16 protein-coding genes and 1 pseudogene are annotated in these 16,935 nt (G+C 63.1%); 6 read left to right on the top strand and 11 right to left on the bottom strand.

Going from position 1 to position 16,935, the window contains the following annotated elements; translation table 11 throughout:
* Positions 1 to 74: 74 nt before the first annotated feature.
* Together QJT82_RS32485 and QJT82_RS32480 are read right to left on the bottom strand one after the other, a co-directional pair.
* A pseudogene (locus QJT82_RS32485) lies at positions 75 to 2,261 on the bottom strand (efflux RND transporter permease subunit); the annotation flags it as partial.
* Entirely contained in the window at positions 2,258 to 3,397 is a 1,140-nt protein-coding gene (locus QJT82_RS32480) for an efflux RND transporter periplasmic adaptor subunit (RefSeq protein WP_338132187.1), read from the bottom strand. The pseudogene QJT82_RS32485 and the gene QJT82_RS32480, both read right to left, overlap by 4 nt.
* 447 nt (positions 3,398 to 3,844) lie before the next feature.
* Between QJT82_RS32480 and QJT82_RS32475 the strand changes: the two genes are divergently transcribed.
* The 5 genes from QJT82_RS32475 (at position 3,845) to QJT82_RS32455 (ending at position 7,815) form a co-directional block, all read left to right on the top strand.
* Positions 3,845 to 4,354 (top strand): OsmC family protein, encoded by a 510-nt coding sequence (locus QJT82_RS32475; RefSeq protein ID WP_080686808.1) that lies wholly within the window; start codon positions 3,845 to 3,847, stop codon positions 4,352 to 4,354.
* A gap of 397 nt (positions 4,355 to 4,751) precedes the next feature.
* Entirely contained in the window at positions 4,752 to 5,669 is a 918-nt protein-coding gene (locus QJT82_RS32470; RefSeq protein WP_028341938.1) for an NADP-dependent oxidoreductase, read from the top strand.
* 177 nt (positions 5,670 to 5,846) lie between these two features.
* Positions 5,847 to 6,482: a nitroreductase family protein gene (locus tag QJT82_RS32465; RefSeq protein WP_028341937.1), complete on the top strand. Its 636-nt coding sequence runs from the start codon at positions 5,847 to 5,849 to the stop codon at positions 6,480 to 6,482.
* Between the two features lie 34 nt (positions 6,483 to 6,516).
* A complete protein-coding gene (locus QJT82_RS32460; protein WP_028341936.1) occupies positions 6,517 to 7,062 on the top strand; it encodes a carboxymuconolactone decarboxylase family protein in 546 nt (181 codons plus the stop codon).
* A 108-nt stretch (positions 7,063 to 7,170) separates the two neighbouring features.
* The gene (locus QJT82_RS32455; protein WP_035631963.1) at positions 7,171 to 7,815 is read left to right on the top strand and encodes an NAD(P)H-dependent oxidoreductase; all 645 of its coding nucleotides are present in this window, start codon (positions 7,171 to 7,173) and stop codon (positions 7,813 to 7,815) included.
* An 86-nt stretch (positions 7,816 to 7,901) separates the two neighbouring features.
* Here QJT82_RS32455 and QJT82_RS32450 read toward each other — a convergent pair whose 3' ends face one another.
* From QJT82_RS32450 to QJT82_RS32440, 3 genes are all read right to left on the bottom strand, one after another.
* On the bottom strand, positions 7,902 to 8,360 hold the full coding sequence (locus QJT82_RS32450) for a DUF3788 domain-containing protein (RefSeq protein ID WP_028341935.1): 459 nt from the start codon (positions 8,358 to 8,360) through the stop codon (positions 7,902 to 7,904).
* 83 nt (positions 8,361 to 8,443) lie between these two features.
* The gene (locus QJT82_RS32445) at positions 8,444 to 9,880 is read right to left on the bottom strand and encodes an MFS transporter (protein WP_051447953.1); all 1,437 of its coding nucleotides are present in this window, start codon (positions 9,878 to 9,880) and stop codon (positions 8,444 to 8,446) included.
* Positions 9,877 to 10,416, bottom strand: coding sequence for a peroxiredoxin-like family protein (locus QJT82_RS32440; protein ID WP_028341934.1), 540 nt, complete (start codon positions 10,414 to 10,416; stop codon positions 9,877 to 9,879). Before QJT82_RS32440 ends, QJT82_RS32445 begins: the two co-directional genes overlap by 4 nt.
* A gap of 425 nt (positions 10,417 to 10,841) precedes the next feature.
* Between QJT82_RS32440 and QJT82_RS32435 the strand changes: the two genes are divergently transcribed.
* Positions 10,842 to 12,203 carry an MFS transporter gene (locus QJT82_RS32435; RefSeq protein WP_035631961.1) on the top strand — a complete coding sequence of 454 codons (1,362 nt, stop codon included), beginning with the start codon at positions 10,842 to 10,844 and terminating at the stop codon, positions 12,201 to 12,203.
* Positions 12,204 to 12,495: 292 nt separating this feature from the next.
* Here QJT82_RS32435 and QJT82_RS32430 read toward each other — a convergent pair whose 3' ends face one another.
* From QJT82_RS32430 to QJT82_RS32405, 6 genes are all read right to left on the bottom strand, one after another.
* Complete coding sequence (locus tag QJT82_RS32430; protein ID WP_051447952.1) at positions 12,496 to 13,041, bottom strand: DUF1993 family protein; 546 nt, start codon at positions 13,039 to 13,041, stop codon at positions 12,496 to 12,498.
* Positions 13,042 to 13,178: 137 nt separating this feature from the next.
* On the bottom strand, positions 13,179 to 13,754 hold the full coding sequence (locus tag QJT82_RS32425; RefSeq protein WP_028341933.1) for a cytochrome P460 family protein: 576 nt from the start codon (positions 13,752 to 13,754) through the stop codon (positions 13,179 to 13,181).
* Between the two features lie 184 nt (positions 13,755 to 13,938).
* Positions 13,939 to 14,151, bottom strand: coding sequence for a GNAT family N-acetyltransferase (locus tag QJT82_RS32420; RefSeq protein WP_051447951.1), 213 nt, complete (start codon positions 14,149 to 14,151; stop codon positions 13,939 to 13,941).
* A gap of 56 nt (positions 14,152 to 14,207) precedes the next feature.
* On the bottom strand, positions 14,208 to 14,945 hold the full coding sequence (locus QJT82_RS32415; RefSeq protein WP_028341932.1) for a peroxiredoxin-like family protein: 738 nt from the start codon (positions 14,943 to 14,945) through the stop codon (positions 14,208 to 14,210).
* On the bottom strand, positions 14,942 to 15,877 hold the full coding sequence (locus tag QJT82_RS32410; protein WP_028341931.1) for a LysR family transcriptional regulator: 936 nt from the start codon (positions 15,875 to 15,877) through the stop codon (positions 14,942 to 14,944). The genes QJT82_RS32415 and QJT82_RS32410 overlap by 4 nt, the downstream gene beginning before the upstream one ends.
* 315 nt (positions 15,878 to 16,192) lie before the next feature.
* Positions 16,193 to 16,879 carry an antibiotic biosynthesis monooxygenase gene (locus tag QJT82_RS32405; RefSeq protein WP_028341930.1) on the bottom strand — a complete coding sequence of 229 codons (687 nt, stop codon included), beginning with the start codon at positions 16,877 to 16,879 and terminating at the stop codon, positions 16,193 to 16,195.
* Positions 16,880 to 16,935: the final 56 nt, after the last annotated feature.

Genomic DNA, 16,935 nt, shown 5'->3' with positions numbered 1-16,935 from the left:
CAGCGCGCATTCTCTCGCCCCCGAATCAACACGTAGGCAAGAGAATCACGTGGCGCTATTTAGGTACAGACCCTAGCCGAGAACGGCGAGAACACCGAGGTCAGGTTCGGCGACTTGCGCGCGGCCTGTACCAGTTCGTCGGTCGCGGCGGCCAGCAGTTCCGGCCCGCGTCCCTGCCGATCCTGAATGCGGATGGTGAAGCCGCCGCCGGTGCCGATGCCCGGCACCGCGGGCGGCGGAATAACGATGATGAAGGCGCCCTGGATTACCGACAGCCGCTTGCGAAGGTCGGCTGTGATCGCGTCGGCCGACAATCCCTTCTTCTGCCGTACTTCCGGCTCGTCGAACACCGGGAACAAGGCCGCGGCATTGCCGGCCTGCGTGCGCGTCGCGCCGGAGAACCCGCTAAATGCGCCAACGCGCACGATACCTGGCGTGTCCAGCGCAATCCGCTCGATCTCGCGCACCACCGCCGTGGTCCGCGCCAGCGACGCCGCGCCCGGCAGCTGCGCCGAGATGATGAGGTAACCGCGATCTTGCGCCGGGATGAAGCCCTGCGAGGTGGTCGCGAGCAGCCAGCCGGCGCTGCCGATCAACACCAGGTAGATCGCAAGCATCACCACCGTGTGCCGGATCACGAAGTCGGCGACACCAGCATAGCCTTGCGCCAGGCGGTCGAATACGCGGTTGAACAGCGCGGTGAAGCTGTCCCAGCCGCGCGCGATGATGTTCCAGCGCGCCGGCGGCTGCTTTTCCCCGTGCTGCACGAGGATCTGCGAGGCCAGCGCCGGCGACAGCGTCAGCGAGCAGAAGCAGGAAATTGCGGTCGCAACCGCAATCGTCACCGCGAATTGCTGGAAGAACTGTCCGGAGATACCGCCGAGGAAGGCGGTGGGCACGAACACCGCACACAGCACCAGCGCGATCGAGACCAGCGCGCCGCCAACCTCCCCCATGGTCTTGAGCGCAGCATCGCGCCTGGACATGCCGTGCTCGAGATGGCGCTCAACATTCTCGACCACCACGATGGCGTCGTCAACCACGATGCCGACCGCGAGCACGAGGCCGAACAGCGTCAGATTGTTGATCGAGAATCCGAGCACGGACATCACCGCAAAGGTGCCGACCAACGACACCGGGATCGCAATGATCGGGATGATCGCAGGCCGCCATCCCTGCAGGAACACCAGCACCACGATGACGACCAGCGCCATCGCCTCATAGACCGTCTTGATCAACTCATGGACCGATTGGGCGATGAATTCGGTCGGGTTGTAGCCGATATTGTAGTCGAGCCCCTTCGGAAAACTCTCCTTCAGCTTCGCCATCGTGTTCGAGATCGCTTTCGCTGTATCGAGCGCGTTGGATCCGGGCCGTTGCGTCACCACCATTGCGACGGCCGACTTGCGCAATATGCGGCTGCTGGTGGCGTAAGACAGGGCGCCGAGCTCGACGCGGGCAACGTCGCGCAGCCGCACAATGCGGCCGTCGGAGCCGGCCTTCACCACGATGTCCTCGAACTGCCTGATGTCCTTGAGGCGGCCGGTGAAGACGAGATTGGGCTGGAACGCGCGATCGGCGATCGGCGGCTCGGCGATCTGGCCGCCGGCGATCTGCAGGTTCTGCGCCCGGATCGCAGCCAGCACCTCGGTCGAAGTCAGGCCGAGATTCGCAATCCTGTCAGGATCGAACCATAGCCGCATCGAATAGTCGCGCGCACCGAACATCTGAATGTCGCCGACGCCGTCGAGCCGCAAGAGCTGATCGCGGACCTGGAGCAACGTGTAGTTCGAGATGTAGAGCTGGTCGAAACTGTCGTCGGGTGACAACACGAACACGGCCATCAGGATGTCGGGCGAGTTCTTTCGGGTGACGACGCCGTTGCGCTGCACTTCTTCAGGCAAGCGCGGTTGCGCGATCGCGACGCGGTTCTGCACCAGCACCTGCGCCTTGTCGAGATCGGTGCCAAGCTTGAAGGTGACGGTGATGGTGAGCTGGCCATTCGAAGTTGCCTGGCTGTAGAGATACAGCATGTCCTCGACGCCGTTGATCTCCTGCTCGATCGGCGCGGCGACGGTATCGGACACGGTCTGCGCCGAGGCGCCCGGATACTGCGTCGTAACCGTGACGGTCGGCGGCACCGCCTGCGGATATTCCGAGACCGGCAGCGTTTGATAGGCAATCGCGCCGACGATCAGGAGGACGATTGACAGCACCATCGCGAGGATGGGCTGGTTGACGGAGAGCTTTCCGAGATTCATGGCTTCGCACCTGCCGCCGGCTTGGCATCCGCCGGAACCGGCGTCATTTTGGGCGTCACCTTGGCGCCGACGCGGGCGCGTTGCAGCCCGTCCACGATCACGTGATCCTCCGGCTTGAGGCCTTCGCGGATCACGCGCAGGCCTTCATCCAGCGGCCCGAGCGTGACCGCGCGGGCTTCCACCGTATTGTCGTCCTTGACCACGAACACGATCTTGCGCGACTGGTCGGTGGCGACAGCGGTATCCGGGATCAGCAGCGCCTCATAGGGCGAGGAGCCGATCAGGCGGACGCGGCCGAACTGACCGGGCAGGATCGAGAGATCCTTGTTCGGAATGATCGCGCGGCTGCGCAGCGTTGCGGTGGAGACGTCGAGCCGGTTGTCGAGGAAGTCCATCTTGCCCTCATGCGAGGGCTTGGTCTCGCCGGTCAGCGTCACCTGCACCGGGTTCGCGGTATCGCGCGAGCTCGGCCGCCTGCCTTCGAACCACAGCTTGCTGTTGCGCTGATAGGTCGCCTCGTCGACGTCGAAATAGATGTAGATCGGATCGAGCGACACGATCGAGGTGAGCAGCGTCGCGCCGCCCTCGCTGCCCTGCACCAGATTGCCCGGGGTGACCAGATGCCGGCTGACGCGGCCGGTGATCGGCGCCAGCACATGGGTGAATTCGACGTTGAGCTGCGCGGCCTTCAGCGTGCCTTCGGCCTGGGTCTCGGCAGCGCGCGCCGCCTGCAACGCCTGGCGGCGCTGATCGACGACCTGCTCGGAGACCGCGCTGGTCTGCACGAGGTTCAGCCCGCGCTCGAGATCACGCTTGGCAAGCTCCCCCTTGGCCCGCGCGTCGGCGAGCTGGCCTTCGGCCTGCAGCACGACCGCCTCGAACGGACGCGGGTCGATGACATAGAGCAGATCGCCGGCCTTGACGATTGCGCCGTCCTTGAACTCGACGCTGTTGACAAAGCCGCCGACGCGGGCGCGGACCTGGACCTCCTCGATCGCCTCGAAGCGGCCGGTGAACTCGTCCCAATCGGTAACGGTGCGCTTAACCGGCTGCGCGACCGTGACGGGCGGCGGCGCGGCCCCTTGCGACTGCGCCTTGTCGCAGCCAACGATCGCCAACACAACCAGCATAACGATCACCGCAGCGCCACATCGCAGAAGGCGACGAAACGAACTGCGATTGAGCCGGGTCGCCGGAGCCCGGTGCTCCGTTATGTCAATCGTATTCACTTCCCTCTCTCCAAGCACTTTGGCGAGCCGATCGCGAAACCGCGAGTTCGGCACGACGATGCCTGGAGATTGACGCTGCAACGTCGGCCAGGGAAATCATCTCTCGCCATGGAGTCGATAAACGATCGTTATTGCCGCGCGCCGTGCCGCCGTAGCGAGGATGACGAAAGCCGAATGGCACTCGAAGCCAACGTTGTTGCTCGATGTCGACTTCACGGCGCATTCCTACCGATTATCGATACGATAGCTTTACCTGAATGGTCACCGATCTTAATTGCCAGGCGTGCCGCTCAGGCGCTTGCGACGGTTCGTGACGCCGCTTCGCATGAGCGCTAAACACAGTGGAAGGACGCTATGACGCCCCAGGACAAAGCATCCAAGCGCCGCGAGGTTTTCGTCGCGAGCGACCCCGCCAATCATGGCACGCTGGTCGGTCAGGTAGATGGATCTCAGTTTCCCATCGGCGGCCCGGATGGAATCGGCCACGTTTCTCCCGGTCCCAATCCTTACGACCTTCTCAGCACCTCTCTCGCTGCCTGCACCGCCATGACTGTTCGCTTTCACGCCCGACGTCGAAAACTGCCGTTGGTGCGGGTAGAAGTCGGTGTCAGCTTCCACCATGGTGCAAAGGGCGAACGAGATTCGTTCGAACGCACGCTCGTGCTGGAGGGCGAACTCGACGCCCAACAACGCGCCTTCTTGCTGGAGGCCGCGAACCTCTGCCCTGTTGGCGAACTTCTCGGCATTAGCGCGGATATTCACACACGCCCGGACGCCGCAACGTCCAGCCACGACACAAGCACCCAGGCCAGCTATGAAGATGATCTGGCTGAGCTCCACATCCCCTATATCGAAGCGGATTGAGTGCTTCGCCTGCCCGCGACCACCGCGCCAGGAGCACCGGCGGCATTGCTCGTTTCGACTCCACAACTACTAGCGGTCGGCCGTCTCAGCGGCGAGACGGCGGCAGAGTCTTCTTACTCCGCGCGCAACCAAAACCCTTAATGAACGCGTAAGCCGACAGAGCCTGCGTTCCTGCGCGCGTTACGGTTCTCGCGTCCTCAGTGACCAGAAATCAACCCCGCGGGCATTCGCTCTGTTCACTGCTGCGCCGTGGTGCCTTTCATTCTGGCGCGGCGTGTCGATGGCATCGATTCCATAGCCACACGTCATTGGACCATCGACTTTCGCGGTCGTATTTCTTGCTCCTCTACAACTGAATTCAGAAGATGGCGGCATACCACACGCAGAGGAGTGGATGATGAAAGCAATCGTCGTAACGGACCAGGCAGCGGGGACCGGTGGAATGAGGCTCGTGGAGCGGTCCGAGCCGCAGGCCGCCATCAACGACGTTATCGTTCAGGTTCATGCATCGGGATTCGTCCCGACCGAGCTAACGTGGCCCTCGACGTGGACCGATCGCCTCGACCACAGCCGAACACCGTCGATTCCGGGGCACGAGCTGGCCGGTGTGGTCACCGCTCTCGGCTACGGCACGACGGGGCTGTCGGTGGGGCAGCGAGTGTTCGGGCTTTCCGATTGGTATCGCGACGGCTCCCTGGCGGAGTACGTGGCTATGGAGGCACGTAACCTCGCGCCTCTGCCGGGGGACATCGAATTCACGGCGGGCGCGAGTCTGCCAATTTCAGGCCTCACCGCATGGCAGGGACTATTTGTGCACGGCCGCCTTCAGGCTGGGCAGAGCGTCCTCGTGCACGGCGCAGCCGGTGCAGTCGGATCGATGGTGAGTCAACTCGCAAGATTGTCTGGCGCCTACGTCATCGGCACCGGGCGTGCCGCCGATCGTCAGAACGCCCTAGACTTCGGCGCGCAGGAGTTCCTGGATCTCGAGAACGACACCCTTGAAGACGTCAATGGAATCGATCTGGTGTTCGATGTTATCGGCGGCGACATCGGGAGGCGCTCCGCATGTCTGATTCGAACCGGTGGAACGCTGGTGTCCATCGTCGGACCGAGCGAAGTACGACCCGTTGACGGCCTAGCCGTCGACTTCGTTGTTGAGTCCGATCGTGCCCAACTGGGAGAGATTGTCCAGCGAGTGCGGGACGGGCGACTGCGGACCAACATCGGCAGCATCGCGGCTCTCGACGACGCTGTCGCCGCCTTCAATCCGACGAAGCGGATCAGCGGCAAGACGATCATTCGCGCTCGTCCGTGAGCAACATCTACTCGATGCACGCTTCCGGCCGGCCGCGTCCTATCAGACGTGCCGGAGGCAGCCGGCGATCTACCCTGCCCCTCGGCAAGAGACGTCGACCGGGATGCACCCCCTGCGGCATTTCCGGCGAAGAGAGCGAAAGCATTTCAACCTGTCCTTTCACGTATAGGATTCACCATGACAAACGGGATCACCACGACCAACGCGGTTATCGAATGCATCCTGGGCCGCAGCTCTGCCAAGTACTACGACACTGCAGCCACCCTGAGCGATGACCAAATCAGCGAGCTCGTGCGAATTGGCACCACCGCGCCAACATCCTTCCACTTGCAGAATTGGCGCTTCATTGCCGTTCGCTCGCGTGAAGCCAAGACTCGATTGCGGCCGATCGCCTGGGATCAGCCTGCAATCACTGAAGCATCAGTTACCTTCATCGTCTGCGGTCAGTTGGCCGACTCCAGCGTCGTGCCAGAACGCCTTGCACCGCTGGTGGAATCCGGCGTCATGCCGGCAAAGATGGTTCCGGAATGGGAAATCCCCGCGCGCGGTCTGTATATGGCGTACCCGCAGCGTCAGCGCGACGAAGCCGTTCGCAGCGCCACCTTCGGCGCGGCCGCGATGATCTATGCGGCCGGCTCGCTCGGCCTGGGTTCGACGCCGATGATCGGTTTCGATGCGGAAGCCGTGCATCGCGAGTTCGGGCTCGCCAAGGACGAGGTACCGGTCATGTTGCTGTCGGTGGGAGCCCTGCGTCCGGGCAACTGGGCGCAGAAGCCGCGCCGTCCGGTGACCGAAGTGTTGAATCTCGTTTGATCGTTAGCGCAACCAGCAACCCGCGGGGACTATGATGCCAAGAACTGCTGCTCTCAAGCCGGAACAGGTGCCGGCCGATTCAAAATCGACCCTCGATATGTTCACCAGGAACATCGGATTCACTCCAAACATGATGGCGACCTTCGCGGCAAGCCCGATCGCATTCAACTCTTGGGCCACCCTGCTCGGCTCCCTGAGCAAGGCGCTCGACGTGAAGACGCGTGACAGCATCGGCCTCGCGGTTTCCGAGGTGAATGGCTGCGACTACTGCCTGACGGTTCACAGCTTTACGGCCGATCACATGGCCAAGCTGCCGGCCAATGAAATTATTCTGGCCCGGATGGGCCATGCCAGCGACCCGAAGCGGGACGCCGCCATCCAATTTGCGCGCAAGGTCATCGAGACCCGCGGCAAGATCAGTGACGCGGATCTGAAAGGCGTGCGCGATGCCGGCTACACGGATGCGAACGTCATGGAGATCGTCGCGCTGGTGGCAATGTATTCCATGACGAACTTCTTCAACAACGTCTTCGATCCCGAGAAGGACTTTCCAGCCGTAGCGCCCGCTGGGTCGCTCTGAACTCCAGCCTGGTCGCATCGATCATCGCTGAAGGCTATCGGAGCTTTTTATGTGATGCGCGATGCGGCCGGGACTCGAAGTGACGGGGCTGGGCGAAAAGAGTAAAGCATGAAGAGTATCCTTCATATTGATTGCAGCCCGCGGGCGGAATCACACAGCCGGCAGCTCTCGGCGGCGATTGTCGAGAAGCTACTCGAGATCGAGCCCCGGGCGACCATCTGTCGGCGAGATCTTGGCGCCGCCCCATTGCCGCATGCCACGCCTGACTACGCCACGACGCTTTCGACGGCAGCAACGTTGGCTGCTCCGCTGAAGGGTTCGCTGGATCTTTCTGAAACGCTCATTCAGGAAGTCGAGGCGGCGGATGCGGTGGTCATTGGAACGCCGATGCATAACCTAACCATTCCCTCGGTCCTGAAGGCATGGGTCGACCAGATTTTGCGCGCCGGCCGCACCTTCAGATCGACGCCGGTTGGGAAGGTGGGAAAGCTCCATGATCGCCCGGTGTTCATCGGTATCGCATCTGGTGGCGTGTTCACCGGTGACCGGGCCAACCAGCCCGATTTTCTCACTCCGTATCTTGCGGCCGTGCTGGGCTCCATTGGTCTGAAAACCTTGCAATTCCTCCCTGTGCAAGCCACTGCGTTTCTTGAGGGAGATAACGCCACGTCAGCGAGGGCAAAAGCGCTTTTGGCGCTCGACCTGACGGTCATGGGGAAAGTCCCATGCCCCGCGACTGTCGAAGGTGAGTGAAGCATCGCTCCACCGCTCGGTAAGGTGTTCGAGGCTCGCGCCGATCTCCTGGAAGATCACTACGGCATCGGCGCGGCGCAGACATCTCAACCGGGTGACCGCGGAGGAGGACGCTTCAGACTTAAAAGCTCCGTCACGTCACGCCGGTCGACCGCGGAAGAGATACCAACTTTCAACCATTTTCCGTCGGGGTAAGTTCGGGCTTCATCGTAAAGTTTGACCAATTGCGGGCGCCACCCGTAACGCCGCGCCTCAAACTTCTCTCGCTCTGCTCCCCCCAGGACCACCTCGACCGAAAACAACCTGTATTCCGGCAGGAAAGTGCAGAATGCCCTGGATTTTTTGTAGCGCAGGGACCAACCGCGCTTCTTGCCACGATAGAGCCATTCCGGCGCGAAGACAGCGGGGTAGTTTGCCTCGATCCAGTTACGCAGCTCGGCCCAATGCCCGAACGCCTTCGGCCCGATCCAGTCGCGGACAGTGCCGTCATCGGGCGGTGCTGACTTGCCGGTGATCCTGTCGCCGACCTCGGGAGATAGTCCCATATTATTTTCCTTCACATCGCAACTCCATATCGTGAGCTTCGGAAGACTTGGTCGGCCGCACGACTGGCCATTCGATAGCGGAGTCAGTCCCGCGGAATGAAATCGACATGGGGCCCTGGCTCGATGATGAACACCGCGAGCGTGGTGAGAACGCAGGTGACCGCGGCAACAGCCATCGCGATCTGAAATCCCGAGAATAGCTGAGGGCCGCCCTGCTGCAGGACGCCACCAAGCAGGGCAATGGCGAAGAGCGACCCGGCGCGCGAGACCGCACTGTTGACTCCAGACGCGGTTCCGGCGCGATCGGGCTCGACGGTGGTGAGGACGAGGGTTGTCAACGGCGCAATCGCCAGGCTCATGCCAAGCGCCAGCAACAGGATGCTCGGGAAGATGTCCGCCCAATAGGTCGCGTTCGGACCGATACGGAGCGCCATGATGCATCCCAGGGCGGCGACGGCGCCGCCGGCGAACAATGGCACGCGCCGGCCGAACCGGCGGCAGAGCACACCGGCGAGCGGCGAGACGACCATAATCAGCACCTGCAGGGGAACGAAGGCCAGGCCCGCCACCAGCGCCGGCAAGTGCGCGCCCCGGATCATCACAAACGGGATCAGGGTTAGCATGACCGTGAACGGCCCGTAGAGGAGCGCAGTGAACAGGTTCGCGCCGACGATCGACCGTGAAACAAAGAGCGAAGCGGGCAGCATGGCATTGTCGCCTAATCGCCGTTGGTTCACGATGAAGCCGGCTAAACTACCCAGACCGACAATCAGCATGACGAGCACCCATGGGCTCGGACCCGAACCGTTGGTCAGGTTGATCAGCGCCGCGCTCAACCCGCCGAACCCGACTGTCGACAGGACCGCGCCACCAACGTCGACCCGAACGTGCCTGGCCGGTGCGTCGTTGGGTATCCACGCGATGCCGACAGCCAGCGCGCCGGCGACGACCGGCAGGAGCATCAGAAAGGTCGTCCGCCAGGACCCGTGATCGAGGATCGCGCCGGCGATCGCGGGTGCGACGCCGGCGGCAACAGCCGCTGCGGCGGACCAGATTCCGACCGCGCGAGCTTTCTGGTCGGCGGGAAAGGCCCGCCCAAGCACGGAAAGACCATTGGGCAGGATCACGGCCTCGCCCAGGCCTTGCAACAATCGACCGACGATGAGCGACGCGAAACCCGGCGCGAAGGCAATTGCGGTTGCGCCGAAGCCGTAGAGAGCGATGCCCCCGAGGAAAATCCGCTTCTGTCCGAACCGGTCACCCAGGGCGCCGGCAACCAAGGTCACGGCAACGAGCGGCAGAAGCTCGGCGTTCATCACCCACTGCAGGTCGAGCGGCGACAGGCGCATCTCTTGGCCAATCGCAGCGAGCGCAATCGTGACGACGGCGCTGCTGACGAACACCAGGCAACAGCCCAGGCTCGACGCGGCGAGCACCTTGGTGCTGCCCCACGCGTCAACCGCCTTGGGCTCGGAGAGCGCAAGGCCGAGGTCGGGGAGGATCAGTGACGCGCTGCTCACGATGAGACAGGGCCGTCATACTCGCCACGCGCCGGATAAGCCTTGGAGATCGCGAAATCGATCGCCTGAAGCAATTCCGAGAACAACGGACGTGCAAATGGCATCGTTTGAACCGCGCCGTAGTACAAGGTACCGTCCGGACGGACCAGGAACACGCCCGGCTCCGAAAATAGCGGCGGCTCCTCGACGTTGATCGACGACTTTCCCTGCGACGCAGAAATATACAGCCCCCATTGCCGCGCAACCGTCAGCGGCAACGAATGTCCAAATCGCAAGTTGGTGCCGACCTTGCGCGCCATTTCCTGCGAACGCTCGGCAACGTCAGAGCTAACGGCAATGACCTTTGTGCCGCGGCGCTCATATTCGGAGATCAGCGATTCCAGGTCGCGCAGATATTTGAGACAGACCGGACAATGGAGCCCACGATAAAAGCATATCAACGTAAACCGCTCCGGCGTGTCGGTCGCAAGGTCAAAGTCGCCATGAGCAAGGGTCGGCACGCGCAGTTCTGGAACCGGTCGACGAGGCAGCAGCATTCTCTTCTCCACAGTCCACCCATAGATCGCAGCGCGATACGAAACCTTCCAATAATCGGCATGCATGGTTTCCATAGCGGTGAGGAATACTGCTGTGACGTTCCTCTCTACCTGCGTAAATCAAAGCAAGCGCGCGGCCCGCGACGGCATCACGCCGCGCGGCAAGCGGCAATAACGATCGTCGATTGATTCCATGGCGAGAGGTGACTTCCCTCGCGGCAGGTTCGACAGCCACGGTGTGAGATCGCTGTCAGACACACCCACACCCCGGAACGAGACTGCAAATGACCACGCCTGCAAGCCAGAGACGGCGAGCTTGTCACCACGAGACGCAGCCCCTTGAAGGACGGCACAGCCACCGCGTTATCGATGCAGAACCCTGCCCGCGAGAGCTCGGGCGGGAGGCGCCGCCCCGCCACCGAGGCATGGTGCTCACGGCCTGCGTGCTCGCGTCGTCGATGGCGTTCATCGATGGGACCGCGCTACCCGTTGCGTTACCGATATTGCGCGCTGATTTCGGAGCGGACCTTGCCTCCGTTCAATGGGTTCTCAACGGGTACATGCTGGCGCTCGCGTCGCTGACATTGATCGGCGGTGCGCTCGCGGATGTTTACGGCAAGGCGCGAATGCTGGGGCTCGGTTGCGTCCTGTTCGGTGTGACGTCTGCGGCTTGCGCGCTGGCGCCTTCGCCGACCTGGCTGATCGCTGCCCGCATCGCACAGGGAGCAGCCGCGGCGATCGTCACCCCCGCCAGCCTCGCCCTGATCGGGGCCACCTATCCGCGCGCCGAGCGAAACCGGGCGATCGGCTTATGGGCTGCGGCATCGGCCCTCACAACGGCCGGAGGTCCTGTCCTGGGCGGCTGGCTGACCGAGACCTTCGGCTGGCCGTCCGTGTTCTGGATCAACCCGCCGCTCGCGCTCGCCGCCGTGGGAGTTCTGCTGGTCTTCGCACCCAAAGACGGCCGGATCCAGCGCCGATTCGACCTGATCGGTGCCGCGATCCTCGCTGCGGCGATCGGGGCCCTCACCTGGGCACTGAGCCAGATCGGCTCCGCCGAAGCGCTGGATGCCACGAGCACTCCAGCCCAGCCGGTCACGGTACTCATGATCGTCGCCTGGCTCGGCATTGTCGGGCTCGCCGTCTACGCGTTCTGGGAGCGCAGAAGCGAACACCCGATGACGCCACCTCGCCTGCTGGAAAACCGCGCCTTCCTCGGGCTGAACGTCGCGACCCTGATGATCTATGCGGCGGTTTCGATCATGTTTTTTGTGTTGCCGTTTGATCTCGTCGATCGTCGCGCGCTGTCATCGACCGACGCCGGCCTGGCATTCCTGCCCTTCACGCTCGGCGTGGGGCTCATGTCGAACGTCTTCGGCAGGTTGGCGGACAAGATTGGCGCGCGGGCCATGCTCATCGCGGGACCGGCAGGTGCGGCACTCGCCTATGTCTGGATGGCGCTCGGCCGGGCAGAATCCCTGATGCTCGGCGTGATCGGACCCGTGACCCTGCTGGGCCTGTCCTTCGCTGTGCTCGTGGCACCGCTCACTGCGTCGGTCTTGTCGAGCGTGAATCAGGCCGACGAAGGGCTCGCTTCCGGGATCAACAATGCGGCTAGCCGGATTGCTCAGCTTGCCGGGGTAGCCTTCGCCGCCGGCGTCGCGCCCTTTGCGTCCGGTTACGAAGTCGGCCTCGCCGTAGCCGCCGCGACCTCGATCGCCGGTGCCTTTACAGCTTTGATGACTCTGGCGCCGCGCGCTGCGAAAGCGGGGCGTCGCGCTATCTGAACCGGCGAGCGCTGCTGGTAGCGGCTCCCATGGAAGCGAAAGCCGCTCCGGCGACCAGACAAGAGACCGCGCCATGATCTCCGCCCAGGCCGAAGATCAGTGAGACCAGGGCCGAACCAAGTGTGTCCATCCCACGTAGCGAGCCGCAGCATTCATCCCACTTGAAGCGCCACTACGCTCCTTGGGTCCAGCTGTCATCATCGCCGTATTGTAATCGCTCGACGCCGTCTATCAGGATGAAATCTCCGGCACAAACTTTAGGGGGGGCCGCGCCGCGCACTGCGCCCGCCTCTCACGAGTAGTCACCTCCGCTCTGCTGACTGAGGTTGCCAAGGTAGTCGCGCTTTCCGATCTTCGCTCCGAGGCGCCGAAGGATCGCGTGCGCAATCGAGATGTGGAAGAAGAAGTCAGGCAGCACCAGATGCCGGATATAGTCGTCGCCGCCGAACCAGCCGCGCGCGATGGGCGGCGTTAGCCCGTATGTGTGGGCCTGCGCGCCGGCAACCTCGTCCGGCTGCACGTTCTGCAGGAAGCGGCGCGTCTCGAGGAGACGCTCCCTCAATGCCGGGTACATCATGGGGATGTCGCGCGGTGCCGGCGCGTCGCGCTGCATCAGTTTCGCCAAGTGGGCGTCGACCTTGTTGCAGCTTACCGAAAACTGTTCTCCGAAAGTCAGCATGTCGGACGCGAGCCGCTCGCCAAGGATACCGCCGGGCTCGATCCCGCGGGCCCGCTCGAGCGCTTGGGCATGGTCGAGATAGTCGGCCATCACGTTCAGTCCGTGCACCATGACGGGGACGGTGATGTCATAGACCGAGAACGACACGTCGAACTCCATGCGCTCGCTTGTACTCTGGACGTCGATCGGGTCCGAAAGGCTGACAGCCGAAACGAATCCTCACCATGAGCACTTCAATTTTTTCAGCTTGCGGCATCAACTTGCGGGATTCGAGAAGCGCCCACGCATTCGGTCGCCTAGCGACGCAGGACCGGATATCCGTTCACGTAGATCCAATCGGTTGTCTGAGCCGGCACGTGGCAGCCCTGGCAATCCGAATGGTAGTCTGTGGAGGTGGTCTTGAGCGGCTTGTCGGCGTCGAACCACGACCATCCCCACCCGTCGCCCCACAACGGGTTGCCGGGGTGCGTTCCCTTGCTGTCTTTCACCATGACGAACCAGCCCTGGAGCTTGTCGGCATGGCTCACCCTGCCGGTTGTCATCTCGTCCGTCGCCGTCGCGAAGACCTCTTTCACCAGAACGGCGCCGTCCGGGAACTGCCCCGTCTTCCGATACGCATCGATCGTTCCCGGGGATGCCCAGACGACATGCATTTCCTTCGAGCCCTGGCCGCTGTCGGCGGCAATTGCCCAGCTGCCGAGCGCCTGGTAGAGCGTTCGGTAGTCCGCCGGCACGCGCAGATGCCCGGTGGCGTCCACGACGTTCGCGGTCGGGCCGGCCGAGGCCGCTCCGTTGATCTGCGCGAGCGCCGCCACGGCGCCGGCCACCAGCGAGACGGCGACGGCCAGACCGACTGTCCTTGATAATTTCATGGGAGCTCTCCTTTTCTGCTCGCGCGCGGTACGGAGACTCGGCGCAGCGTCTTCAATCACTGTTTCATTCGCTGCGGAGCCGACCGCGTGCAGCTCGGCCGACCTGGCGGACCCAAAGATCGGACGCAGCCTATGAAATTAGAAATTCCCTTTGGACATGCTTTCGATAGGCGTGAGGTATCGTTCAAAGGCCCCGCGCGGCATAGGAGGAAATGAACGGGCATTTCGCGATTACCTTTTTCCTGTCGCGCCGCAACGCTTCGAAAACGCCATCCGCCAGCCGCGATCCGTACCCCCGACCGGACAGATCCTGTGGCACTTCCGTGTGGAGGAGAACGACGCGACCGTCTTCGATCTTGTAGTAGGCGACCGCGAGCGCTCCGTCGCCAAGCGGCATTTCAACCGACTCATCGCCGGATTATCCCGGATACTGCTGTCCACCTTCAGCCTCCCTCACCGAGACATGGAGGCGGCGTGGCGCAGCGACGCCAATATCTGCGCCGGCTCGTCCCGTATCGTGAAGTCAGGCTCGACGAACGCACTGCGAATCCGGCCTTCCGAGTCGATCACGTAGGTCGCGGGGATGGGCAGCATCCAGATCGGTGACCCGTGGCGGGCGCCGAAGTCAAAGCCCAACCTGGAATAATGTGCGATGGTATCATCGGGCACCCGGAACAGTACGCCATACGACATGGCGACGCCGTAGTCGACATCGGACAGGACCTTCAGATCCAAACCCAGGCTCCGCTTGAGCTGCCGCGGGAAGTCTTTCGTGTCGGGCGTCACGACTGCGAGGGTCGCGCCGACGCTCTCGAACTCATCCTTCGCAGCCTGGAGGGCGGAGAGCTCAGCGGTGCAGAACGGACACCAGCCGCCGCGGAAGAAACTCAGCACGAGGGGTCCGTCGCGGCGCAATTGCTCGGAGGAGTGGAGACGGCCGTCGGCGTCCGGCAAAAGGAAATCTGGCGCCTCGTCCCCGACCTTCAACGCGCGCGATGCCACGTCGGTATCGCGGAGCCAGCCCACGAGGTGGTTGTAAGACTCCCAATCTGCCGCGCTAAACGTCGACAACAGCTCGGTGCGAATCTGGGCGAGTGTCTTGTCGGCCTGGTTGGTCATCGGCAAGGAGCCGTCAAGCTGAAGATCGGTTGGCTGGAGGCGGCTGGCCGCCGGCGCGGGTGTCGTCGTCATGCGGACGCCCTCGCCATCTCTACGACCGTTTCGTAGGGCACACCCCGGTCGGAGACCTCGAACGACCAGTCGCGAAGCCGCGCGACCTTGACGAAAGCGTCCAGCGCCGGCGAGTAGCGGCGCCCCTGTACTGCCAGCAGCCGCACCTCCCGCAAGACCGGGTCGCCTTCGAGCGGGATGGTTTTGAGCGTCGGAAGGCGCGGCATGTGCTCGGGCGCGAGCATCACGCCGAAGCCCGCAGCCGCCATGTGCTGCAGGTGCAAGTCGTGACCGCTGCAGTGGCCGAAGTGAGGGGGCACCTCCGGAAAATACGACCGCTGGATTTTCGGGGCAACATCGCATTCAGCCCGTTCCAGCAAGACGGTTTCGCGGAGGTCATCGATGCCGATCGACTGACGGTTTGCGAGCCGGTGCGTCGGCGCGAGCACCGCGACGTAGCGTTCCTCGAACAGCGACCAGTCGTCGATACGGTCGGGCACGTCCTGCACATCCCCGACCATAGCCGCGTTGATCTCCCCCGCAAGCAAGAGGTCGACGAGCTTCTCCGCCACGCCCTCGCGCAGTTCGACGTGAAGTCCAGGGACGAACTTTGCGATCTCCGCGATCGGATCGAGGACCAGCGATGCCGAGATAGAGGGGGCGAGGCCGATCTTCAACGGGGCTACGTCCTTGCGTTGGAATTCCTCGGCCCTGCGGCGCACCGCCTCCGCCGAGGCCAGTGTGCGCTCCAGCATCGGAAGGACTTCCTTTCCAAGGTCGGTGAGCTGCGTCAGCTGGCGTTCGCGGTAGATCAGCTGGCCGCCGAGTTCCTGCTCGAGCTTCTGCACTCCCTTGGTCAGGGCCGGCTGCGTGACATTGCACAGCTCGGCCGCGCGGGTGAAGTTGAGTGTGGACGCCACAGCGAGAAAGTAGCGAACTTGATGAAGCTCCATGGATCGTTTCCGTCAAGGTGCGGTTGTCTGTGCTGATGAGCCTTTGCGCTCCGCGACGTGACGAGGCACGCCGCAATCATGGGGCCTAGATGCTACTTGCGTGCCCCCGTTTGAATGACCTGGCTGTTGATTTGGACGCACGGACACGCCTTCAGGAATCTCTGAGAGCCGACATGGTGAAGGGTTGGGTGAACGAGGAAAAGGCTCAATTCGGACGCGTTGCCGTGCGGCGTGCAGTCGACGCCGTTGTAGGCGTCGTGCGTTCGCCCGGATCATCTAACTACGCGGCCGGCCGGCCCTTTCCGGCGCATGGCGTCAGGCGCGGAGCGTCTCACCGCCTTTGGCATCTGCGTAGTATTGAGGCGCTTCGCGGCGGTCGTGTTTCCCGTAGTCGCGCACGATCCGCACTTTCCGGACCCTCGCATTGTCATTCGGTGCGAAAGTGTCCTCGTAGGCCTGCGCCGCAGCGTGGTTCTTCCAGGATATGAGCAGAATCAGATCGCCAGGCGTGAGCATGGCGTCGCAGATGTCCCAGGACGTGCTGTCGGCCGCCCACGGGTTTAGGCCGAGCCACTCGGCGCAGTCATACGGGTTGTCGGTCTGCTTCCACTCCGCGGGGCGCGTCGCGTTGATCAGCGTGACCGTCGTTCCCTCCCCGACTTCGGTCTCGTCGAGCCGCTGCTCCGTGAGGGCGTACCCGGCAGGCACCTGATTGTCACCGGTGATCTGGCCGACGCGGAGGTGATAATCTGCGAAGATTTCGTCCCGGCCCTTCTGCTGGAGCTCGTGATGGCGCATGCGAGTCCGCCAGCGGACGAGCGACTTCTCGTCCCGCCAGCTCGAAAGCGAGAGGATCCAGCCCTCGCGGGTCAGGCTCTTATAGCGGATGTTGTCGACGAAGCCCTCGACTTGCTCCAGTTCGGGGCGCAACATCTTGGCGCTGTCGAGGTAGTCATCCCAACTCCCCTTGTTGGGGAGGAGCTCGAAAATCACTGAAAACATGATCGTATCTCACTCCCAGAGTGCTGCGACATAGTCGATCGTGGTGTTGCGAGCCG

This window comes from Bradyrhizobium sp. Mp19 (genome assembly GCF_029952935.1).
Taxonomy (GTDB): domain Bacteria; phylum Pseudomonadota; class Alphaproteobacteria; order Rhizobiales; family Xanthobacteraceae; genus Bradyrhizobium; species Bradyrhizobium elkanii.
This window is presented reverse-complemented; position numbering and strand designations above follow the sequence as displayed.